This is a genomic window from Acinetobacter sp. R933-2 (genome assembly GCF_030325485.1).
In the GTDB taxonomy this organism is placed as follows: domain Bacteria; phylum Pseudomonadota; class Gammaproteobacteria; order Pseudomonadales; family Moraxellaceae; genus Acinetobacter; species Acinetobacter sichuanensis.
Map to the genome: position 1 here is coordinate 113,409 of NZ_JACAIJ010000002.1, position 19,744 is coordinate 133,152.

Annotated in this window: 14 protein-coding genes and 1 tRNA gene; 8 read left to right on the forward strand and 7 right to left on the reverse strand. The window is 36.2% G+C overall.

The annotated features are described in order from the left end of the window. Positions 1-79 precede the first annotated feature (79 nt). Positions 80-1,267: a 2-methylaconitate cis-trans isomerase PrpF gene (prpF, locus tag HX005_RS03120; protein ID WP_286376247.1), complete on the reverse strand. Its 1,188-nt coding sequence runs from the start codon at positions 1,265-1,267 to the stop codon at positions 80-82. A 308-nt stretch (positions 1,268-1,575) separates the two neighbouring features. Here prpF and HX005_RS03125 point away from each other — a divergent pair, with 308 nt between their 5' ends. The 4 genes from HX005_RS03125 (at position 1,576) to HX005_RS03140 (ending at position 6,938) form a co-directional block, all read left to right on the forward strand. Beyond that, the gene (locus tag HX005_RS03125; RefSeq protein ID WP_286376248.1) at positions 1,576-2,928 is read left to right on the forward strand and encodes an amino acid permease; all 1,353 of its coding nucleotides are present in this window, start codon (positions 1,576-1,578) and stop codon (positions 2,926-2,928) included. 393 nt (positions 2,929-3,321) lie between these two features. Continuing rightward, complete coding sequence (locus HX005_RS03130) at positions 3,322-4,794, forward strand: long-chain fatty acid transporter (RefSeq protein WP_286376249.1); 1,473 nt, start codon at positions 3,322-3,324, stop codon at positions 4,792-4,794. A gap of 170 nt (positions 4,795-4,964) precedes the next feature. Beyond that, a tRNA-Arg gene (locus HX005_RS03135) sits at positions 4,965-5,040 on the forward strand. Positions 5,041-5,423: 383 nt separating this feature from the next. Continuing rightward, positions 5,424-6,938, forward strand: a complete 1,515-nt coding sequence (locus tag HX005_RS03140) for a long-chain fatty acid transporter (protein ID WP_286376250.1) — start codon at positions 5,424-5,426, stop codon at positions 6,936-6,938. Between the two features lie 83 nt (positions 6,939-7,021). On the opposite strand, the gene HX005_RS03145 is transcribed toward HX005_RS03140, so the two are convergent. Continuing rightward, complete coding sequence (locus tag HX005_RS03145; RefSeq protein WP_107007476.1) at positions 7,022-7,636, reverse strand: carbonic anhydrase; 615 nt, start codon at positions 7,634-7,636, stop codon at positions 7,022-7,024. A gap of 327 nt (positions 7,637-7,963) precedes the next feature. Between HX005_RS03145 and HX005_RS03150 the strand changes: the two genes are divergently transcribed. Both HX005_RS03150 and HX005_RS03155 read left to right on the forward strand, forming a co-directional pair. Then, positions 7,964-8,992 carry an alpha/beta fold hydrolase gene (locus tag HX005_RS03150; protein WP_286376251.1) on the forward strand — a complete coding sequence of 343 codons (1,029 nt, stop codon included), beginning with the start codon at positions 7,964-7,966 and terminating at the stop codon, positions 8,990-8,992. 16 nt (positions 8,993-9,008) lie between these two features. Then, positions 9,009-10,019: a hypothetical protein gene (locus tag HX005_RS03155; RefSeq protein WP_286376252.1), complete on the forward strand. Its 1,011-nt coding sequence runs from the start codon at positions 9,009-9,011 to the stop codon at positions 10,017-10,019. A 25-nt stretch (positions 10,020-10,044) separates the two neighbouring features. On the opposite strand, the gene HX005_RS03160 is transcribed toward HX005_RS03155, so the two are convergent. Together HX005_RS03160 and nfuA are read right to left on the reverse strand one after the other, a co-directional pair. After that, entirely contained in the window at positions 10,045-12,117 is a 2,073-nt protein-coding gene (locus HX005_RS03160) for a TonB-dependent receptor domain-containing protein (protein WP_286376253.1), read from the reverse strand. A 278-nt stretch (positions 12,118-12,395) separates the two neighbouring features. Beyond that, entirely contained in the window at positions 12,396-13,034 is a 639-nt protein-coding gene (gene nfuA / locus HX005_RS03165) for a Fe-S biogenesis protein NfuA (protein ID WP_286376254.1), read from the reverse strand. Between the two features lie 161 nt (positions 13,035-13,195). Between nfuA and HX005_RS03170 the strand changes: the two genes are divergently transcribed. After that, complete coding sequence (locus HX005_RS03170; RefSeq protein WP_107007471.1) at positions 13,196-13,816, forward strand: rhomboid family intramembrane serine protease; 621 nt, start codon at positions 13,196-13,198, stop codon at positions 13,814-13,816. A gap of 80 nt (positions 13,817-13,896) precedes the next feature. Here the strand turns inward: HX005_RS03170 and HX005_RS03175 are convergent, their stop codons facing one another. Together HX005_RS03175 and HX005_RS03180 are read right to left on the reverse strand one after the other, a co-directional pair. Beyond that, positions 13,897-14,889 carry a hypothetical protein gene (locus HX005_RS03175; protein ID WP_286376255.1) on the reverse strand — a complete coding sequence of 331 codons (993 nt, stop codon included), beginning with the start codon at positions 14,887-14,889 and terminating at the stop codon, positions 13,897-13,899. Between the two features lie 11 nt (positions 14,890-14,900). Then, positions 14,901-16,151 (reverse strand): hypothetical protein, encoded by a 1,251-nt coding sequence (locus HX005_RS03180; RefSeq protein WP_286376256.1) that lies wholly within the window; start codon positions 16,149-16,151, stop codon positions 14,901-14,903. A gap of 229 nt (positions 16,152-16,380) precedes the next feature. On the opposite strand from HX005_RS03180, the gene HX005_RS03185 reads away from it, so the two are divergent. Beyond that, the gene (locus tag HX005_RS03185; protein WP_286376257.1) at positions 16,381-17,931 is read left to right on the forward strand and encodes a hypothetical protein; all 1,551 of its coding nucleotides are present in this window, start codon (positions 16,381-16,383) and stop codon (positions 17,929-17,931) included. Positions 17,932-17,994: 63 nt separating this feature from the next. Here the strand turns inward: HX005_RS03185 and HX005_RS03190 are convergent, their stop codons facing one another. Further along, positions 17,995-19,617: an inorganic phosphate transporter gene (locus HX005_RS03190; RefSeq protein WP_107007467.1), complete on the reverse strand. Its 1,623-nt coding sequence runs from the start codon at positions 19,615-19,617 to the stop codon at positions 17,995-17,997. Positions 19,618-19,744 lie beyond the last annotated feature (127 nt).

A 19,744-nucleotide genomic window follows, 5' to 3' on the forward strand; every position in this document is an offset into this window, starting at 1 on the left:
ATTAAAATGAAAAATCCCTAACTGCATCAACAATTAGAGATCTCATTCATGATAAATAATTTAAAAGTGATTTTAAAATTTAGAAGCTATCAGCAGGAATACGTACCCAACCTTCCATGAGTACACGTGCACTACGACTCATGATCGCTTTTTTTACTACCCATTGACCATTTTCTTGTAATGCTTGTGCACCGACACGTAAAGTTCCTGATGGATGCCCAAAGCGTACAGCTTCACGCTCACCACCACCAGCAGCTAAATTCACTAAAGTATCAGGAATTGCTGCCGCAGTTCCAATCGCAACGGCTGCGGTTCCCATCATGGCATGATGTAGCTTACCCATTGATAAAGCACGAACCAAAAGATCGGTATCGGCTTCTGTAACAACCTTACCACTTGAAGAAGTATAAGTTTTTGGCTGAGCAACAAAAGCCACTTTAGGTGTATGCTGACGATTCGCAGCTTCACTTACATCTGAGATTAAGCCCATTTTTACTGCACCATATGCACGAATTTTCTCAAAACGTGCCAATGCTGCTGTATCACTATTTATTGCTTCTTGTAGCTCTGTACCTTGATAACCAATCTCTTCAGCATTTAAAAAGATTGTTGGAATACCTGCATTGATCAAAGTAACTTGAAAAGTACCAACTTCTGGCACTTCCAAAATATCTACAACATTTCCTGTTGGAAACATTGCGCCACCCTCTTCGCCATCATCCGCAGGGTCTAAAAATTCAATTTGAACTTCAGCAGCAGGAAAAGTGACGCCATCAAGTTCAAAATCTCCTGTTTCTTGCACTTGACCATTGCTTATAGGTACATGAGCAATAATCGTTTTTTGAATATTGGCTTGCCAAATACGTACAGTACAAATGCCATTTTCAGGAATACGTGATGCTTCGACTAAACCATTACTAATTGCAAAAGAACCTACTGCTGCTGTCAAGTTGCCACAATTACCACTCCAATCGACAAATGCTTTATCAATTGAAACTTGTCCAAACAGATAATCCACATCATGTTCTGCTTGCTGACTTTTAGACAAAATCACTGTTTTACTGGTACTTGAAGTTGCGCCACCCATTCCATCAATTTGTTTTGCATACGGATCTGGGCTACCAATCACACGTAATAACAATTGATCACGTGCTTGACCTGCACTTTGTGCACGTTCAGGTAAATCATCAAGTTTAAAAAAAACACCTTTACTCGTACCACCACGCATGTAAGTTGCAGGTATTTTAATTTGCGGTGCAAAACTCATTGGTCTTATTCCTTCAGCTTATCGTTGTTGTTGCAAATATTGAATCGTAGTTCAATTTTATATTACTCTGTTTTTTCAATAAAAATCATTCATTACATGACTTAAGTCTAAAAATATAATAACCCAAAGAAAATAAATAAGAATTTTTCATATCAGCCCAAAAAAGTATTTCTTTGATTTTACATAAATTTTCACAATAATAATAAAGTATACATATTCTAAACAATCAGAGATGAACTGGGGATACTAGGATATCTCAAATCAATGAATTACAATCTGTTTTCTTCTCCATTGTTGGGCTGATCATTTTGAATAAAGAGTCAACTACCCTTCAGCGTGGCTTAAAGAACCGTCATATCCAACTCATCGCTATGGGTGGTGCAATTGGTACTGGCTTATTCTTAGGTTCCGCTCAAGTCATACAATCTGCTGGACCATCGATCATTTTAGGTTATGCCATTGGTGGTTTAATTGCATTTTTAATCATGCGCCAATTAGGTGAAATGATTGTACATGAACCTGTTGCGGGTTCTTTTAGCCATTTTGCCAATAAATATTGGGGTAAATTTGCAGGTTTCTTAGCAGGTTGGAATTATTGGATTTTATATATTTTGGTGGCAATGTCAGAGTTAACTGCTGCTGCAAAATATATTAACTATTGGTGGCCTCACATTCCTGCGTGGGTCACTGTTTTAGTCTTTTTCGTTGCGATTACTGCAATTAACTTAGCAAATGTTAAGTTTTATGGTGAATCAGAATTTTGGCTTTCTATTATTAAAGTTACAGCCATTATTGCGATGATTATTTTCGGTATTTATTTGATTTTTACCGCAGATCCAACAGCAGGCTATAGTTTTAGTAACCTTTGGGAACATGGTGGATTTTTTCCACATGGTTTTGAAGGCTTATTTTATATGCTTGCCTTTCTTATGTTTGCCTTTGGCGGTATCGAATTAATTGGTATGGCAGCAGCAGAAGCAAAAGATCCAGAAAAAACAATTCCTAAAGCAATTAACCAAATTATTCCACGTATTCTTATTTTCTATATTGGTTCAATCATTATTTTATTGTCGTTGGTGCCTTGGAATTTATTTGATGGTGGTAGTTTAGATAAAAGCCCATTTGTTATGGTCTTTACACTGATCGGGATCGGTTGGGCTGCAAACCTTGTTAATTTCATCATTTTATCTGCTGCACTTTCAGTTTATAACAGCGGAATGTATGCCAACAGCCGTATGCTTTATGGTTTAGCCTTACAAGGTAATGCGCCTAAGTTTTTATTAAAAGTGAATAAGCAAGGTGTACCAATTGCTGCGGTTTTGATGTCCGCTTTGTTAATTTTTGGTTGTGTGATTTTAAATTATAAAGCACCTGAAGCAGCGCTTAGCCATTTAATTTATATTGTTGTAGGCGCACTGGTTTTAAACTGGGCAATGATCAGCTTAACGCACTTAAAGTTCAAACAAGCAATGCAACGTGAAGGAACAAAAACTAAATTTCCTGCACTTTGGGCACCAATTAGTAATTATCTGGTGCTGATTTTTATTGCAACTGTGCTTTACATTATGTGGACTCAAGGCTTTAAAGAGTCAGTTTTAATGATTCCTGTATGGATTGTACTGATGTTTGGGCTATATAAAATATTAAATCGACAACAATAGAAAAATATTGGTACTGAATCAAAGTTTTGGAAAAATATATTGCTGTAATAATCAATCAAAAATACAGACAATACTCATATCAAAAGCTTGATAGACCGACTAAAAAGAGATATTGGATCATGACCAATATCTCTTTTTTTGATTAAAATATGATCTAATACTATGAAAAATATCATTTTTCTTATTATTTTAATTATTTTTAAAAAATGCACATTCACTTAATTTATTGATTATTTTGACAAATAAGCCTGTCACTTCTGCCAAAAAATATATTGTGCTTATTTAGAAACATGCTATCTTCAAAAAGTGCAGTGATTAATCAAAACAATTCTATTAAGACCTGTACAAAAAGCAAAAGAAAAGAAATTTACAATAATATCAAGGAATAGGTCGATGAAGATAAATGCTCTTTACTCAGCTGTTTTACTCAGTTTATTACCGACTAGCAGTGTATTTGCTGCCGCAATGGATCGCTCTGGACAATCTATTTCAGCATTTTTACAGCCCAATAATTATTTCGAAGCAGGTCTTTCTGTATTAGACCCAACTGTTGAAGGACGAGATGCTGGCACAAGTGAAACGCATCGAAATATTGAGGATATGGGCAATGACTATTACTTTCCCTCAGCAGCCCTAAAGCTTCAAGTCACCGATCATATATCATTTGGTCTTTTATACGATCAGCCCTTTGGTGCAGATGTTCAATACACTGGCAGTAATGTTTTTGTAACAGATGCAAGTACGACTATTTTATCTTCAGCAACGATGAGTGCGCTACGTAGCTCCAAAATTGCGAGTAGTACACCTTTAGCCATTGAAGCATTTGCACAAAAAGCAGGCTTTTCAGTTGCTCAAGCACAAGGCATGTATAACAATAATACACCAACACCTTTGGGTAATACCAAAGATCTTATTGATGCCAATGTTGCTGCGCAGGTTGATGCAGGCATTGCCCAAGTCAATGGTCTAGTAGGACAAGGTGCAACTCGTGCTGAAGTTGACTCTAACAACCTCGCTATGATTTTTGGTTTTCAACCCAATAAAAATTTAAACTTTTATGCAGGTGGTGTTTACCAAACGATTAAAGGACAGGTCAGCCTTCGTGGGCAAGCGACTAGCGTTTATAATGGTTATGATGCAACCCTAAAAGAAACAGATGGTTATGGTTGGCTCGTTGGTGCGGCATATCAGATTCCTGAAATTGCACTAAAAGCATCTGTGACGTATCGCTCTAAAATTGATCATGATATTGAAACACAAGAAAATTTACCAACGATATCCGCACTCGGTTTACTCGGTGAACAAGCTGCTGCTGCCGCTACACAAATCGAGACAGCAACAGGCGATACCAAAATTAGTACGCCACAGTCTGTCAATATCGACTTACAATCAGGTGTGATGAAAGATACTGTCGCATTTGCAAATATTCGTTGGGTAAATTGGAAAGATTTTGAACTGCGCCCTGTTAAATTTGGCATGGTTTCAGAGGTTGTAGGACAACTTCCTTCAATTAATCGTCCAGGTGGCTTTAATTTATTGCAATACTCTAAAGACCAATGGAATGCAACTGTCGGTGTTGGTCGCAAACTCAATGAACAATGGTCAGGTAATGTTTCTGCTGGATGGGACTCTGGTGCAGGTAATCCTGTCACTGCACTTGGTCCAACAGAAGGTTATTGGAATGTGGGCGTGGGCTTACAGTTTAGTCCAGCACCGAACTACTTTATTGCTGGAGGAGTAAAATACTTTTGGCTTGGAGATGCAAAAGGTCAAGTATCCTCTCAAAATGCGGGAAATGATTATGTAGCAGATTTTAGTGATAATAATGCAATCGCTTATGGTTTAAAAATTGGTTATAAATTTTAATTTTTTAATAATCTAAAAACCTCTTTAAAGTCAGTATGATTATTTTAATTTATATTATGCTTTAAAGAGGTTAGTTATTTTAAAATAAATTTTATTTAATACTTAATTTATATATAAAATTCAACTTTATATTTAAATATAATTATATTACATTAATCACTGAACTTTAGACGCCCTTAGCTTAACCGGATAGAGCAGTTGCCTCCTAAGCGACCGACGTGGGTTCGAGTCCCGCAGAGCGTACCATTACAACCCTGTCAAAAAATTAATCATCACAACAAAATCTTTTCTCCATTATGTTTAATCTTTTATTTTTAACATTTTCTAATGCATTTAAAAGTCTAGTTCTTATGCAATAGACATTAAATCATTCATTTGAATTTTCAATCAATAAAAAACATCTAAACATTTGATTCATTTTAAATTAAATAATTCCAGTACAAATAATAAACTACAGCGTTTACACTTTTTTTATATTTTCAATTCTTAGAGTATTTACTCTTATTTTTTATATGTTATTTTGTAAAAAGAAGTAAATTTCGAACATTATTTGTAAATCATAAATATTCTAATTTTTTATTTACAAATGCTTCAAGTTATTCATTTTACGGTCTAGGGAAAAAGCGAAAATGAAAGTAAAAGCGTTAACAACTGCAATGTTATTTGCAACCTTACCAACAACCACTGTTTTTGCTGCTGCATTAGATCGATCTGGTCAATCGATTTCTGCATTTTTACAACCAGATAACTATTTTGAGGCTGGTCTTTCTGTTCTAGATCCAACTGTAGAAGGACGTGAAGCAGGAACAAGTGAAACTCGCCGTAATATTGATGACATGGGTGAGGACTACTACTTCCCTTCTGCGGCTCTTAAATTACAGCTCACTGACAAAATATCATTTGGTCTACTTTATGACCAACCTTTTGGTGCTGATGCAAAATACCATGGCGAAAATGTTTTTGTTTCTGATCCTACTAATACGATTTTACCAACATCAAGCCTAGATGCCATTCGTCAAAGTACTATTGATAAAAACTTTAATGCTTTATCAGCAACTGATCGTGTTGGTGCTGCCCTTCAAGCACAAGGTGTTGATTTGAGCTCTGCTCAAGGACAAGCTCAATATCGGCAAACACTTGCTGCATATAATGCAAACTTTCAAGGTACAAAAGATAAAATTGATGCTGCAATTAAACAAGGTGTAACACAGAAAGTTGATGAAGGATTGAAGCAAGTCAACTCAACTTTAGGTAAAGGTAATACGAGCGTTGAAGTTGACACTCAAAATCTTTCTATGATTTTTGGTTTCCAACCTATTAAAAATATTAATTTGTATGGTGGTGCTGCCTATCAAACTATTAAAGGAAGTGTAAGTCTACGTGGTCAAGCTTATAGTCTTTACAATGGCTATGACGCTAAAATTAAAGAAACGAGTGGTGTAGGTTGGTTAGCAGGTGCTTCATATCAGATTCCTGAAATTGCCTTAAAAGCTTCCATTACATATCGCTCTGAAATCGATCATGATGTCAATGCACAAGAAAGTTTACCAACTTTAGGTGCTTTATCATTATTAGGTGATGAAGGGGCAGCCGCAGCGCAACAGATCGCAGCAGCAACAGGAAAAACTAAAATTACAACACCTCAATCAGTTAACTTAGATTTGCAAACAGGTATTATGGAAAATACTGTTGCATTTGCCAATCTTCGTTGGGTAAATTGGAAAGATTTTTCAATTCGCCCATATAAATTTGGCTTAGTATCGGATGTTGTTGGTAAATTACCTCAAATTGGTCGATCAAATGGCTTTAACCTTGTTGAATACTCTGATGATCAATGGTCTGTTAACGCAGGTGTTGGTCGTAAACTGAATGACCAATGGGCAGGTAACGTTTCTGTTGGTTGGGACTCAGGTGCAGGTAATCCAGTATCAACATTAGGCCCAACAGAAGGTTATTGGAACGTTGGCTTAGGTGTTCAATATAGTCCTGCTGCAAATTACTTCATTGCAGGTGGCGTAAAATACTTCTGGTTAGGTGATGCTAAAGCACAAACTGGCGCACAAGCAGGTGGTAGCGATTATGTTGCAGACTTCAGTGATAACAATGCCATCGCTTATGGTTTAAAAATCGGTTATAAATTCTAAAAAATTTATATCTAAAAAAATCCCACATCATGTGGGATTTTTTATCAAAGCTTACAATTATTTTTTAACATTAAAACAATGATTTAAAAGTCATAAAATGACACTTCACCTGTTTCAAGTGAGTACTCTGCACCAACCACTTTGAGTTGACCTTTAGCAATTAAACTTTCTAATACAGCCGAACCATGACGTAACTGATTCACCGAAGCAAATACATTTGATTTTACTGCATGCATAGACAATTTTTCCAAATCATCTTTTAATTCAGTTTGCATTAAAATCTCAACTGAAGGACGCACACGGTTAACAATTGACATTAAGTTTGCTGAAGGCGGTGTATTTGGGTTTTTTAATGCTTCAATTGTAGAATGAATCGCGCCACAATGACTATGCCCTAACACCACAACCAACGGACAGCCAAAACTGTCTGCTGCAAACTCGACACTACCCACTTGTGATGGTGCGACAATGTTCCCTGCTACACGGATCACAAATAAATCACCAAAACCTTGATCAAATACCATCTCCGCAGGTACACGCGAGTCTGAACATCCTAAAATAATTGCAAATGGCTCCTGACTTCCAACCATCTCTGTTCGCTGTTGGTGTGTCAAAAACTTATTATGATTTGTTTCACCATGTGCAAAGCGTTCATTGCCTTGTTTCAATCGTTCTAAAGCTTCTTGAGCGGTTAGCATGTGTGTATTGTTCCATTGTGTGGAGATGATATTGAATTTTAATACTGTCAAATTTGAATGTCACTGACTAAAAATAAACTCTGTTACAAATTAAGTTAAATGCTATTTTTTCATTCAAATACAAGTCAATTGTTTAACAAATCTACATAATAAGCACATAATTTGAATAATTTAACACTTTAGATTATAGAATCGCTTATTAAACAGACAGTACTTTATAAAAAATAACACTTTATGCAAAAGATGCCAATTGATTGCTGAAATTAGGTCATCAATAAATTGCATTTGCTTTATATAATAGTGGATTGTTAAGAAGGAACCCGTTAAATGCCTCAGATGCCCTCAAAAACTTTTCTCCAATTTTGTAGAGCAGCGCTCATCTTTAGTAGTATGGCAATAGGAGTTTCTGGTCTAAGTTTGACAAATGCATATGCCACAACTGAATTTGTTGACTATCAAAAAGTATTACAAGAAGAAAGAGCTTGGGCAGGTTTATCGAGTAAAACCTTACGTGTAGGTGATGTTGTTTGGTCATATAGTGAAGGTGGTGATCGCAGTAAACCTACACTTTTATTGATTCATGGTTTAGGCAGTAGCCGCGATACATGGAATGATGTAGCTCATCAATTAACACAACATTATCATGTGATTATTCCTGATTTACCTTTTGCAGGCACAACGCAGGTTCCAGCAAATTTTGATATTTCTGTTCCAAATGTTACTGAACAATTGCGACGCTTCATTGAGGCTGCACATATTCAAAATAACTTAAATGTCGTTGGGCATTCTTTAGGTGGTTCAATTGCGATGTTTTATGCTTCGCAATATCCATTTGATACAAAAAGTTTATTTTTACTCAGCTCAGGCGGTGTATTTAAAAGTAACAATACCAATTATTTAAAAAATCCTGTATATCTCAAACAATTACTTGTTGCTCAAGCGGGTGATCTGAACTTTGTACTGAAAAAAGTCATGTATAATCCACCTTTTACACCTGCCATCATCAATGCTGAACGTGAAAAATTATTAATTCTTAAAGCACAAGATACTAAAAAGGTCATTGATCAAATTGATGCATTAAATAAGTTATATACCACAACTTCATTTGCCACCATGGTTAGAAATATTGAAGCACCTACGCTAATTTTATGGGGTAAACAAGATCAGATTGTCAATGTTGAAGTTGCGCAAGAGTTGAAATCAATGATCAAACGCAGTGAAAAACCGATTATATTAGATCATATCGGTCATATGCCGCTCTTAGAAGCACCTGATAAAGTGGTAGATGCTTATCTTTCTTTTCTCACTAAGATTCAATCACAAAAGAATCCGTTACTTGAACAGAAAATTTTATAATTAAGGCTTATTTATCATGACTCATCCCATGATTGAACAATTGATTAATGCTCAATTGGCATTTTTAGATCAAGAGTTTGCTCAATCTGAAACCATTAAAATAGAATTTACCGAATTTTATCACTGGTTTAGAAAGCAAAATCTCAAAGATATTTGGACTTTTCAACAAATCAATGATTTGCTACAAAAGCAAATTCTAGCAACGCCAGCAAGTTCCTTCTTAATTGAACAAATTGCTGAACATATTCGTATTGCACTCATTCATCCAAGTAATGATCAAACCTTAATTGAGGATATTATTCCTGTTACGACGATTGATAAAACGGCTCAATATGTTGCAAGTAAATCTAGTCATCGCCAAGCCTTGATCAAACGTATTGTCAATAATGCTTCATTTTCTCAGATGCTCACTCAACTCATTCATCATTCTATTCAAGACTACATTGATAATTCAGTCATGAATAAAAAAGTGCCTGGTGTTGGTCGTTTTATGAAAATGGGAAAATCTGTTTTGGAATCTGTGACTGATACCAATTTGGATGATACCGTAAAGCATTATCTACAAAAAAATATTATTAAGATTAGCCAGTTAAGTGAACAAGTTTTAAATCAACAGTTTGATGATCATAAGCTTTATCATTTCCAAGCAAATCTTTGGCATAAGATTAAAAAAGTGCCTATAAGCACTTTACGCAACTATATTGAAATTGAGGACTTACCACAAACGGTTGGTTTAGGGCACGAAATTTGGGAACATATTCGCCAAACTGAATATTTACAACAACAAGTTCATGATGGTGTTTTTGCTTGGTATGTCCGTAATGAAGAGCGCCCTTTTGATTTATTGCTGCGTGATTTAAATATTGATGAAGCATTGATTCAAAATGAGCTACAAGCATTACTTGAACCTGTTATTCAAAAAATGATTTCTTCCGAGCATTTAAAAACTCGTGCACGTATTTATTTAGAAAAATTTTATTATTCAGAAGCTACTTTGAAAATTTTGAATATCGAAAAAGGCGCTTAGACGCCTTTTTCTTTTCATCATATTATTAGAATTTTGCTAAAAAGCTAATCCCATAACGACGACCATCAAGGACTTGATCACCATCAGCATCTTCAGCTTTTTCATCTAAAATATTATAAACACCAAATTTACCTTTTAAGTTTGCTGTAAATTGATAGTTAAAACCAACATCTAAAAACTGATATGCTGGTGTCGGTGCTGACATAGAAGCTCGACCTAAATATGATGAAGTTTCACTACGATGATGTAAACGTGTCCAAATGTCTAAAGCATCATTAATAGTATAATCAACTGTCGCATTAAACATATGTTTAGGCACTTGATTTAAAGGCTGCCCTTTTAAATCGCCAGACTTTTGCTCTGTTTCAGTATAAGTATAGTTTGTACTTAAATTAACACCATCAGCAAGTTCAGTATCAAAAGTTGCTTCTACACCTTGCATAGTTGCTTCATCAACATTGATACGCGAACTAATGAAGTTCCATAAACGAACATCACCCGTTACAGCATCTAAACGACCAAATGGGTCTTTACATGCCCAAGTCGCAGCATTTGTATTGCTGCCATTTGGCGAAGAACATTCACGAATTTCAGTAATTTTATCTTTAAATTCAGTATAAAATGCGGTCACAGAGGCTTTAGATTGATCACCTTGCCATGCTGTACCAAACTCATAACTGACAGATTTTTCTGGTTTTAAATTATCATTCCCCATAATAAAGGCACTGCCTTTACCTGTAACAGAATGCACATCACTTGAAGACTGTTTTAAGTCAGGTTGTTTATAACCTGTAGATACCCCACCTTTAAATGTCCAAGCATCTGTAGGGGTGTAGACACCATATAAACGTGGCGAAAAATTACCATCATAATTTTCATCATGATCATAACGTAATCCAGTCGTCAAATTAAATGTATCAGTAATCGCCCAGGTATCTTCTGCAAATACAGCAAATGCCCAACGCTCTAACTCTGTTACAGGCATGTCGGCATTTTGATTGGTTGCTTTATCGACTAAAGATTCATTTTTAAAATATAGCCCACCAATTAAGTTATGATCACTTAATTTCCAATGCCACTGACTATTTGCCAACCAAGTTTCCAGTTCAATCCCACTTAAACCTGTTGAACTGTTACTACGATCTGGATTTTTTGAATTTTCATATTGAATATAAGAATTACTACTTAAATTATCGCCATAATGACCATTATGGGTTAAGCCATAGACTTGACGATAATTACGTCCATAAGAATCTGCACCTGTACTTACAATGGTTTTACCCGCAGTTGACTCAGATTCTTGTTTCATGAAATTTGCTTCAAATTCAAGATCATGATTATCATTGAGTAAATATGTAAATCTTGAATTTAAGCTTTCAACATCAGTACTTCTAAAGCCACCCACATAACGATCTTCATCACGTTTAGACTTACTTACACCCAATTGCATGCCTAATTTATTGGCAATAAGCGGACCTGATAAATATGCAGAACCGTTTTTAATGTCTCCAGATTGGTGATGATCTTGTAGCACAGCACCTAATTCTACAGTTCCTGACCAATCGGTACTGACTTTTTTGGTAATGATATTTACCACACCGCCCATGGCATCCGTACCATATAAAGTAGATGCAGGACCACGAATGACTTCAATACGTTCAATTTCAGCAACTGGCGGTAAGATGTTTTTTTCAAAACCATTATCATCGCCATTTGGGTTCACATCTTTAGAAAATTGGCGCTTTCCATTGACTAAAAATAATGTATAACTTGAGCCCATACCACGAATACTGACCGTTTGCGCTGAACCTGCACCTGAAATTACAACACCTGGGGTATTTCTAAGTACATCTGTAATATCACTATATTGTCGATTTTCTAATTCTTTACGTGTAATCACCGTCATAGAGGCTGGTGCTTTTGTTTTATCTTGTTTATAGCCAGACGCTGTTAAAACCACCGTTTCTAATTGTACAGGTTCTGAATTTTTAGCCTGAACTTCACGGGAATTTTCTTGTGAATCTTTTGCGTATGCACTTCCCATCATCAATGATAATACCGAAAGAGATAATATAGATTGGATAATACGGTTTGGCATAAAAAGTATTCCAGAGCGGCTAAAAATGATAGAAAAAGAATAAAAGATGCAGTTTTCGTTGCGTAGTGTAACAAAAGATAATCTAATTACAATAGATATTGATAACTATTATCATTATTAATTAAAGAATTTACGCTTTTTTGATTATTTATCACACGATAATTTCAATAAATTAAGCTTAATTTAAGTTTTATATTGTTTTTATTTTAAACATAGAAGTAATGACCCATAAAAAAACCTCCAAAAAATGGAGGTTTTTTTGCACAAAATTTCAAAAATTATTTGAAATATGCACCTTCTGATTGGCTATGATCTGTTTGGTCAACCACACGTGCTAACTCAGGCACATGCTCTTTCAGTGTTGTTTCAACGCCTTGTTTCAAAGTCACATCAATCGCTGAACAACCTTGGCAACCACCACCAAACTTCAATACAGCCGTTAAGCCATGCTCTGCATCTTCAACAACTTCAACCAAAGCACAGTTACCACCATGACCTGAAAGACCTGGGTTGATTTCTGCTTGAAGTACATAAGTAATGCGCTCTTCAATAGAGGCATCTGGTCCAACACGTGGCACTTTAGAGTTTGGAGCACGGAAAGTGAGTTGACCACCAAAACGATCTTTATTGTAGTCAATCACAGCATCTTTCAAATATGGAATGGATGGTGCATCAATAAATGCAGGAAAATCTGCATAATCTTGTTTGTAATCTGTTGGTACAACCTCTTCAGGCGCGCTATATGCCATACAGCATTCTGCACGTGGAGTACCTGCATTTTCTACAAATACACGAACGCCAATTCCTGGAGTATTTTGCTTATCCAACAGATCCTTTAAATACTCTTGTGCATTTGGAGTAATCAATAAATTTGGAATTTCTTCTGCAACTGCAGTATTGGTGTTCTCAGTCGACATAACTCTATCCTCAAGCTGAAGTTGTTATTTTAACTGAAGATGAGGCTGAATGAATAAAAATCAACTAAAATTGTCGGATTTGATGAAAAACAACATGATTTCATACAATTTAATGGCATGATTGCTGTTAAATTGATCTTCTTCTCTTTTTGTGAACGCTTATGCTGCATTTACCTTTTAATCATACGATTACAATCATCCTTATTACGGTGATTATCTCCCTTATCGCCTTTTCAAATCGGCAAGTCCTTGATCGTTTTATTTTTTGGCCACCTGCAATTCAGCAAAAATCGCAATATGACCGTTTTATTACTCATGGTTTTATTCATGCTGATGGTATGCATCTGTTATTTAATATGTTTACCTTATTTTTCTTTGGTAGCATTATCGAAAGTTTTTATCGTCAATATCTATATGACTTAGGCTTTGTCTTGTTTTATTTAGGTGGTTTAATTTTTGCAATTTTACCGAGTTATCTAAAACATAAAAATGACACACGTTGGGCAAGTTTAGGTGCATCTGGTGCTGTTTCTGCGGTGTTATTTGCATATATCTTATTTCAACCATGGAAATTGATTTTTGTTTTCTTTATTCCCGTTCCTGCAATTATTTTTGCTGTGCTATATGTCGCTTATAGTATTTGGTCAGGTAAAAAAGGTAATTCAAATATTAATCACAGTGCACATCTATGGGGAGCAGCATATGGTGTGATTATGACAATTATTATTGAACCACGTGTTGTTCCGCATTTTTTTAATCAGTTAATGCAGCTTCCTTTTTAGTTTTATTTTTAAATTTTAATTAGGTAATATTCGCTACAAAAATTGTAGCGAATATCTGAAATGAAGCGAAATTAGAAAAATTAAAAACGTACCCAAAGACCAATTTTGGCAACAGGGATCCATTTTAGCCATGTGCTAAAATTATCTTCCTCTACTTTTAAAGCGTCACCCAATGTTGTGGTTTTATCTTGATCTTGGATGGTTAAATTTCCATTTTCAGGATAATAACTGACTTGAGGTTTACCTGCATACATTGCGCCAAACTGTGTTGCTAAACCCCAACGTTGACTAATTTTTGGACTCCAACCCATTCCCACATACGGCAATACTTTCTGATCAAAATCAACATCTAGGTGTACATTTCCAACTTGATTTGCATCAAAAGTTGCATGGTTAAAGGTATATTCAGGAAGCTCTCCTTCATCAAGATAAAAGTCACTTGGAGAATATTGTCCTTTAAATTTAATATCTTGATTAAATAAACCTAATGTTAAATGAAATGAACCAGCGAATGGTCGAATATTAGCAGCAACATATTGAACTTTACTGTCAAAATCCACTTTATCGACTTTCATTCCACTCATTAATTCAAAGTCTAGCGCATCAGCTTTGTATTTTCCGCCATTATATCCTGCGACCAGATCAAGATATGAATTAATTGAAAAACCTGCACCAAAACCTAAACCAAGAATTCCTGCTTCTGCAAACACAACAAATGGTTTCGCGCCTTCTGCATATTTTAAACCTAAAATACGATTTTCCGTTTCATCTGCAACAACACTAGACACGACGGTCGGTTTAGCAATTTGAGGTGCTACAGCTTGTACAGGTTGAGCTTCGCTAAGCAATACAGGATTGGTTGGTGACTGTGCAGTATTTACAGATGGTTCAATTACAGATGACTGAGTTAGCGCTATTTGAGATTGAGGCTGTGTAGTTTCAGTGATGTTTTCATTTGGTGTTGCAACAGGTTCAGCCACCACACCTTTTATAAATGGCGCTTGGTGAATAATTAATTCAGCTTGGACGCTTGTTGTCATCAACAATGCAATACTAGGTAAAATATATTTCATTGTTCTATTCCTTAGAAAGTATAACCCATATTGAGCATGAATCCTTTTAAGTCATTATCTGTATAGGTATATGTTGCTCCAATTCGATAATCACTAATCCAAGCGTTTGGCTTTAAGTTTTTAAATCCGATTGATGCTGATAAATCATGTGAAACTTCGGTATATAATTCATCTCCATGATAATCTGTACGTGCCAAAGACACTTTTGCAATCAGAGGACTATTATTAATACTACGTTTCAAGACTTGGCTATATTCGACACCATTGCGCAAAATTGTATTTTTTAAATCGTAATGAGTTTCATAGTCCCCGATTTGAATAGAGTCTGTTTTATAGACTGTTGCCATATTAATAATATTGATTGAAGCATCCCAGCTTAATGGAAATTGTAGATTACTCACCAAACCACCACCATAGATTAAAGCTGCTGAACCTAAGTCTTCTGAACCTGTTGCTCCCACTCGTACTTGTGGCATAACAAACCAAGTTAAATCTTTGTTTTCATAAGCTTTAAAATTTACACCCAAACCAAAGTTTAGACTACCCGAATAAGCTCCCTCAGTATCAACAAGCGTAATAGGTACATCAAAAGATATGCCTACTTTTTCATTTTCAAACCAGTGGCTATAACTGATGGGTAAGTTATAAACATCTACGCCATATTCACCTTGGGTATAACGCCCAAAACGTGGTGTAATTCCAAAACTAGAACGTGAACCTGTGGTTTTATTGCCAAAAGCTTGGTTTGAAGTCATGTCAGACATTGTGTCTGTACTGCTAATCGCCATCGTGCTCATTAAACTATTTGGGTTACCTGCAACAGGGTCTATAGGCGTATTTTTTACCCATTCCTTCGTTAGAGCTTTTAAAATATATTCATCTTCGCCTTTTAGAGCATTTAAAAAAGCATCTTTAGCTTGCTCTCTCGTTCCTCCAATTTCCCCATAAGTTCTGGTAATTCCTAATGATGGAATACTAAATTTTAACTGTGATGAGTCTTGTGCAAATTCAAGTTGAGTATTTACCCCTCTTAAATTTAATGCTGAATGCGCAAAAGATGTTTCTGTATAATTTGGAAATATTTGTTTCATATTTACAAAATCATACTGGTCAATCGCATCATTTAAATTAGTATAGCCTTTGCTCTGATACGTATTATTTCCAACTTGAATTTGAGCATTAAAGACATCTTTTGCAAATGCAGGTGTCGCCCCAACGAATAATAAAGCACCTAAAACATACGCACTAACTTGAATATTCATAACAATCTCACTGATCTTAACTTCTACTTTCCCCAAGCCTAATGTATTGTTTTATTGAATAAATTCTACTCCCCAAATGAGGAGTATTTTTTAAATGATGTCTTCGCTATAGTGTGCGATTTTTTATTTCTGTATGTCATTTTGGTATGAAATGCCACCGAACATTTAAACTTGGCGTGGATAATGTATACATCTGTATATTAATACTGAAATAAACGAGATATTTTGCATGTCCAATTCAATTGATGGTTTACAATTTCCTCTAGATCCGCACTCTAAAAAAAGCAGCTCCTCTCAAACAGGTAAAAATATCATTGCTGAAGCTTTATCTTTGGTTGACCCTCAACGTTCAAAGCAGGTACTACAAGAAAAAAATTGGCGTAAAAACTATCCAGTTTATTTCAAAGCTTTGGTAGAAAATGGCATTCAATCTGTCAATAATCCAATCACAATTGCAAAACAAGGTTTACATAAAGCTCAGCATAGTTTTGATTTTTTCAGAAATGGGCAACGTTATGCATTAAAAGATGTCATGTCCATTCCTTTGACGGAAAAAATTTATTCTGTTCATTTTCAAGGTCAATCCGATATTCAACCTGAATGGTATGTGCCATATCGTGGCAAAAAATTGCAAGGTGCTGCTTTACTTGAACAAATCCAAGTTTGGGAAGATAAAGGCATTATCGAAGCGAGCCATGCTAATGCGCTCCGAGAAGCCCATGCTCATCCTGAATGGTTTGACTTATCAGACCGTACATTGGTTTTATTTGGTGCAGGTTCTGAGGCTGGACCACTGACATGGCTTGCGCGTTGGAAAGCCAATATCGTTGCAGTGGATTTACCTAATGAACGCGTCTGGGCAAAAATTCTTAATACCATCAAAAATGGTAATGCTACGCTGTATGCACCTTGTTTTGACAAGATAACAGATACTCAAGACATCGATACGCTCAAAAGTAAACTCGGTGCAAACTTACTTACTCAAATCCCAGAAATCACGCAATGGTTATGCGATAACCCTCAGCGTCTTGATTTAGCCTCGATTGCTTATTTAGATGGTGAAAAACATGTTCGTGTCTCTATGGCGATGGATAGCATCATGAGCACGGTCAGTGAACAAAAAGCCGATTCATCGTTGATGTATATGTGTACCCCAACCGATGTTTATGCTGTGCCCAAAGAAGTAATCGAAGGCTCTATAGCAAAAAATCAACAACGCTCTAAACTGGAAATTATTCTGAGTAAAGGTGTTTCTGCCTTGTCCATGAAGCAGTTTTTTAAAGACAATCAGTCCAAACTCATCGCATCTGATAATGGTCAGTCCTATGGAATTGCAGACTGTCTTGTGGTTGAACAAGGTCCGAACTATGCTTTAGCAAAACGTATTCAACAATGGCGGGCAACTTTAGCACGACATCAAGGGCAAAAAGTCAGTATTAACATTGCGCCTTCAACGACAACGCATTCAGTGACAAAAAATCCACTGCTTAAAGCTGCATTTAACGGTGCCAGTTTATTTGATGTCGAAGCATTTGACCCTGAAACCACCAATGCCATTATGGCTGCGCTTTGGATTCATGATTTAAAAAACCCTCAGTCTGTTTCCAATCCAGAAACCGCGATGGAACATCCTTTAGAACTGATGATGGAAGGTGCAAATCATGGAGGTTTATGGCGTGTAGCTTACTTAGCTCGTACAGCATTACCTTTTGCTGCAATCTATGGTTTTGCCGCAGAGAAACTTCCTCTTAAGCAAGTACTGAGTAAGTTGAAAAAATAATACTCATAAAAAAACGCTGCTTAAGCAGCGTTTTTCAGATCAAATCATATAAGCATCTAAGAATTAAAACACTTTAAGCAACAACCAATACAAGCCACCCGATAAACAAATGGTCGCAGGTAATGTAAAAATCCATGCTGAAAGAATCGTTTTAACAGTATTAAAGTTTAAACCTGATTTATTTGCCACCATGGTTCCAGCAACTGCTGAGTTTAATACGTGTGTTGTTGATACAGGCATACCAAAACCATCTGCCGCAGCAATTGTTGTCATTGCAACCAACTCAGCAGACATCCCTTGACCATAAGTCATGTGATGCTTACCAATACGCTCACCCACAGTTACAACAATACGTTTCCAACCCACCATTGTTCCAAGACCTAGAGCAAGTGCTACAGCAACTTTGACCCAAGTTGGAATATATTGCAGGAATGAATCTAAACTTTTACGATATTCTTTTACAGTTTTCGCTTGAGCTTCGTCCATTTTTGGCAATTGTTCAGCTTTGTCTAAACGTTTAAATGCAGTTGTACTTAAGTACATATCATTACGTAAAGATGATACTTCTGCTTCAGGAATATCTTTTAAATCACCAAATTTAGCCACACGGTCACCTAAGTGATCTGTCAAACTTGCTAACGCAGGTACAACTTCGGGTGTCATTTCTTTAGTTTGAATATATTTGGTAATTGTTGAACGTGCTTGCTCATCAGGAATATCGGCATGCTGTGCATACACTGCTGTTGCTGTTTGTGCAGACAATTGAGAGAAAGACTGTAAATGTTGTTGATCTAAGTTTTTGTTGAGAGAATAAGCCAATGGCACTAAACCGATCAAAATCAACATGATCAAGCCCATACCTTTTTGCCCATCGTTTGAACCATGCGCAAAACTTACACCTGTACAAGTGAAAATCAAAATGGCACGAATCAATGGCGGTGGTGGCTTATTGCCTTCAGGTGGTTGGAACAACTCAAGTTGTTTCTTGAAGATCTTTTTCACAAGCAAGAAAACAACAGCTGCAAAGGCAAAACCAATCAATGGTGAGAATAAAAGTGCTTTGCCGACTTTGATCACTTGATCCATGTCTACACCACTTGCACCACTTGCCGAATGCAAGATGTAGTTCATGATCCCTACACCAAGAATCGAACCGATGAGTGTATGTGAGCTAGATGCTGGAATCCCTAAGAACCAAGTACCTAAGTTCCACATGATCGCAGCAATGAGCATGGCAAAAACCATAGCAAAACCAGCGCCTGATCCGACATTCATGATCAATTCAACAGGCAATAAAGCAATGATCCCGTAAGCCACAGCACCACTTGCAACCATTACCCCAAGAAAGTTACAAAAACCTGCCCACATCACTGCAACGGGTGCAGGCAAAGCATTGGTATAAATAACCGTTGCTACAGCATTGGCTGTATCATGGAAACCATTTACAAACTCAAAACCCAAAGCAATAAATAAAGCTGTCGCAAGTAATACAACAGAATATAAGCTCAAAGGTGGTACATGAGCTAAATCAGCAGAAAGCTGAACACCGATATAAATAAGTGTTGAAATAATAAGCGTTAAAAACACCGGCATAAAAAATTTAGGTGTCGGAACATGAACATTCGTCGATTTACTTTGAGTCGACGACTGTGATGAATCTGAAACGGGAGGTAGATTAGAATTCATGCAGACGTTTTAAGCGGATGATAGAATGCGCTTATTGTTCAATTAAATTGTGACAATTATATGACAAATAGCTGTCATATAAAGCAACATTTTTGCTTATTTGAATTGACCAAAACACAAACAAAGA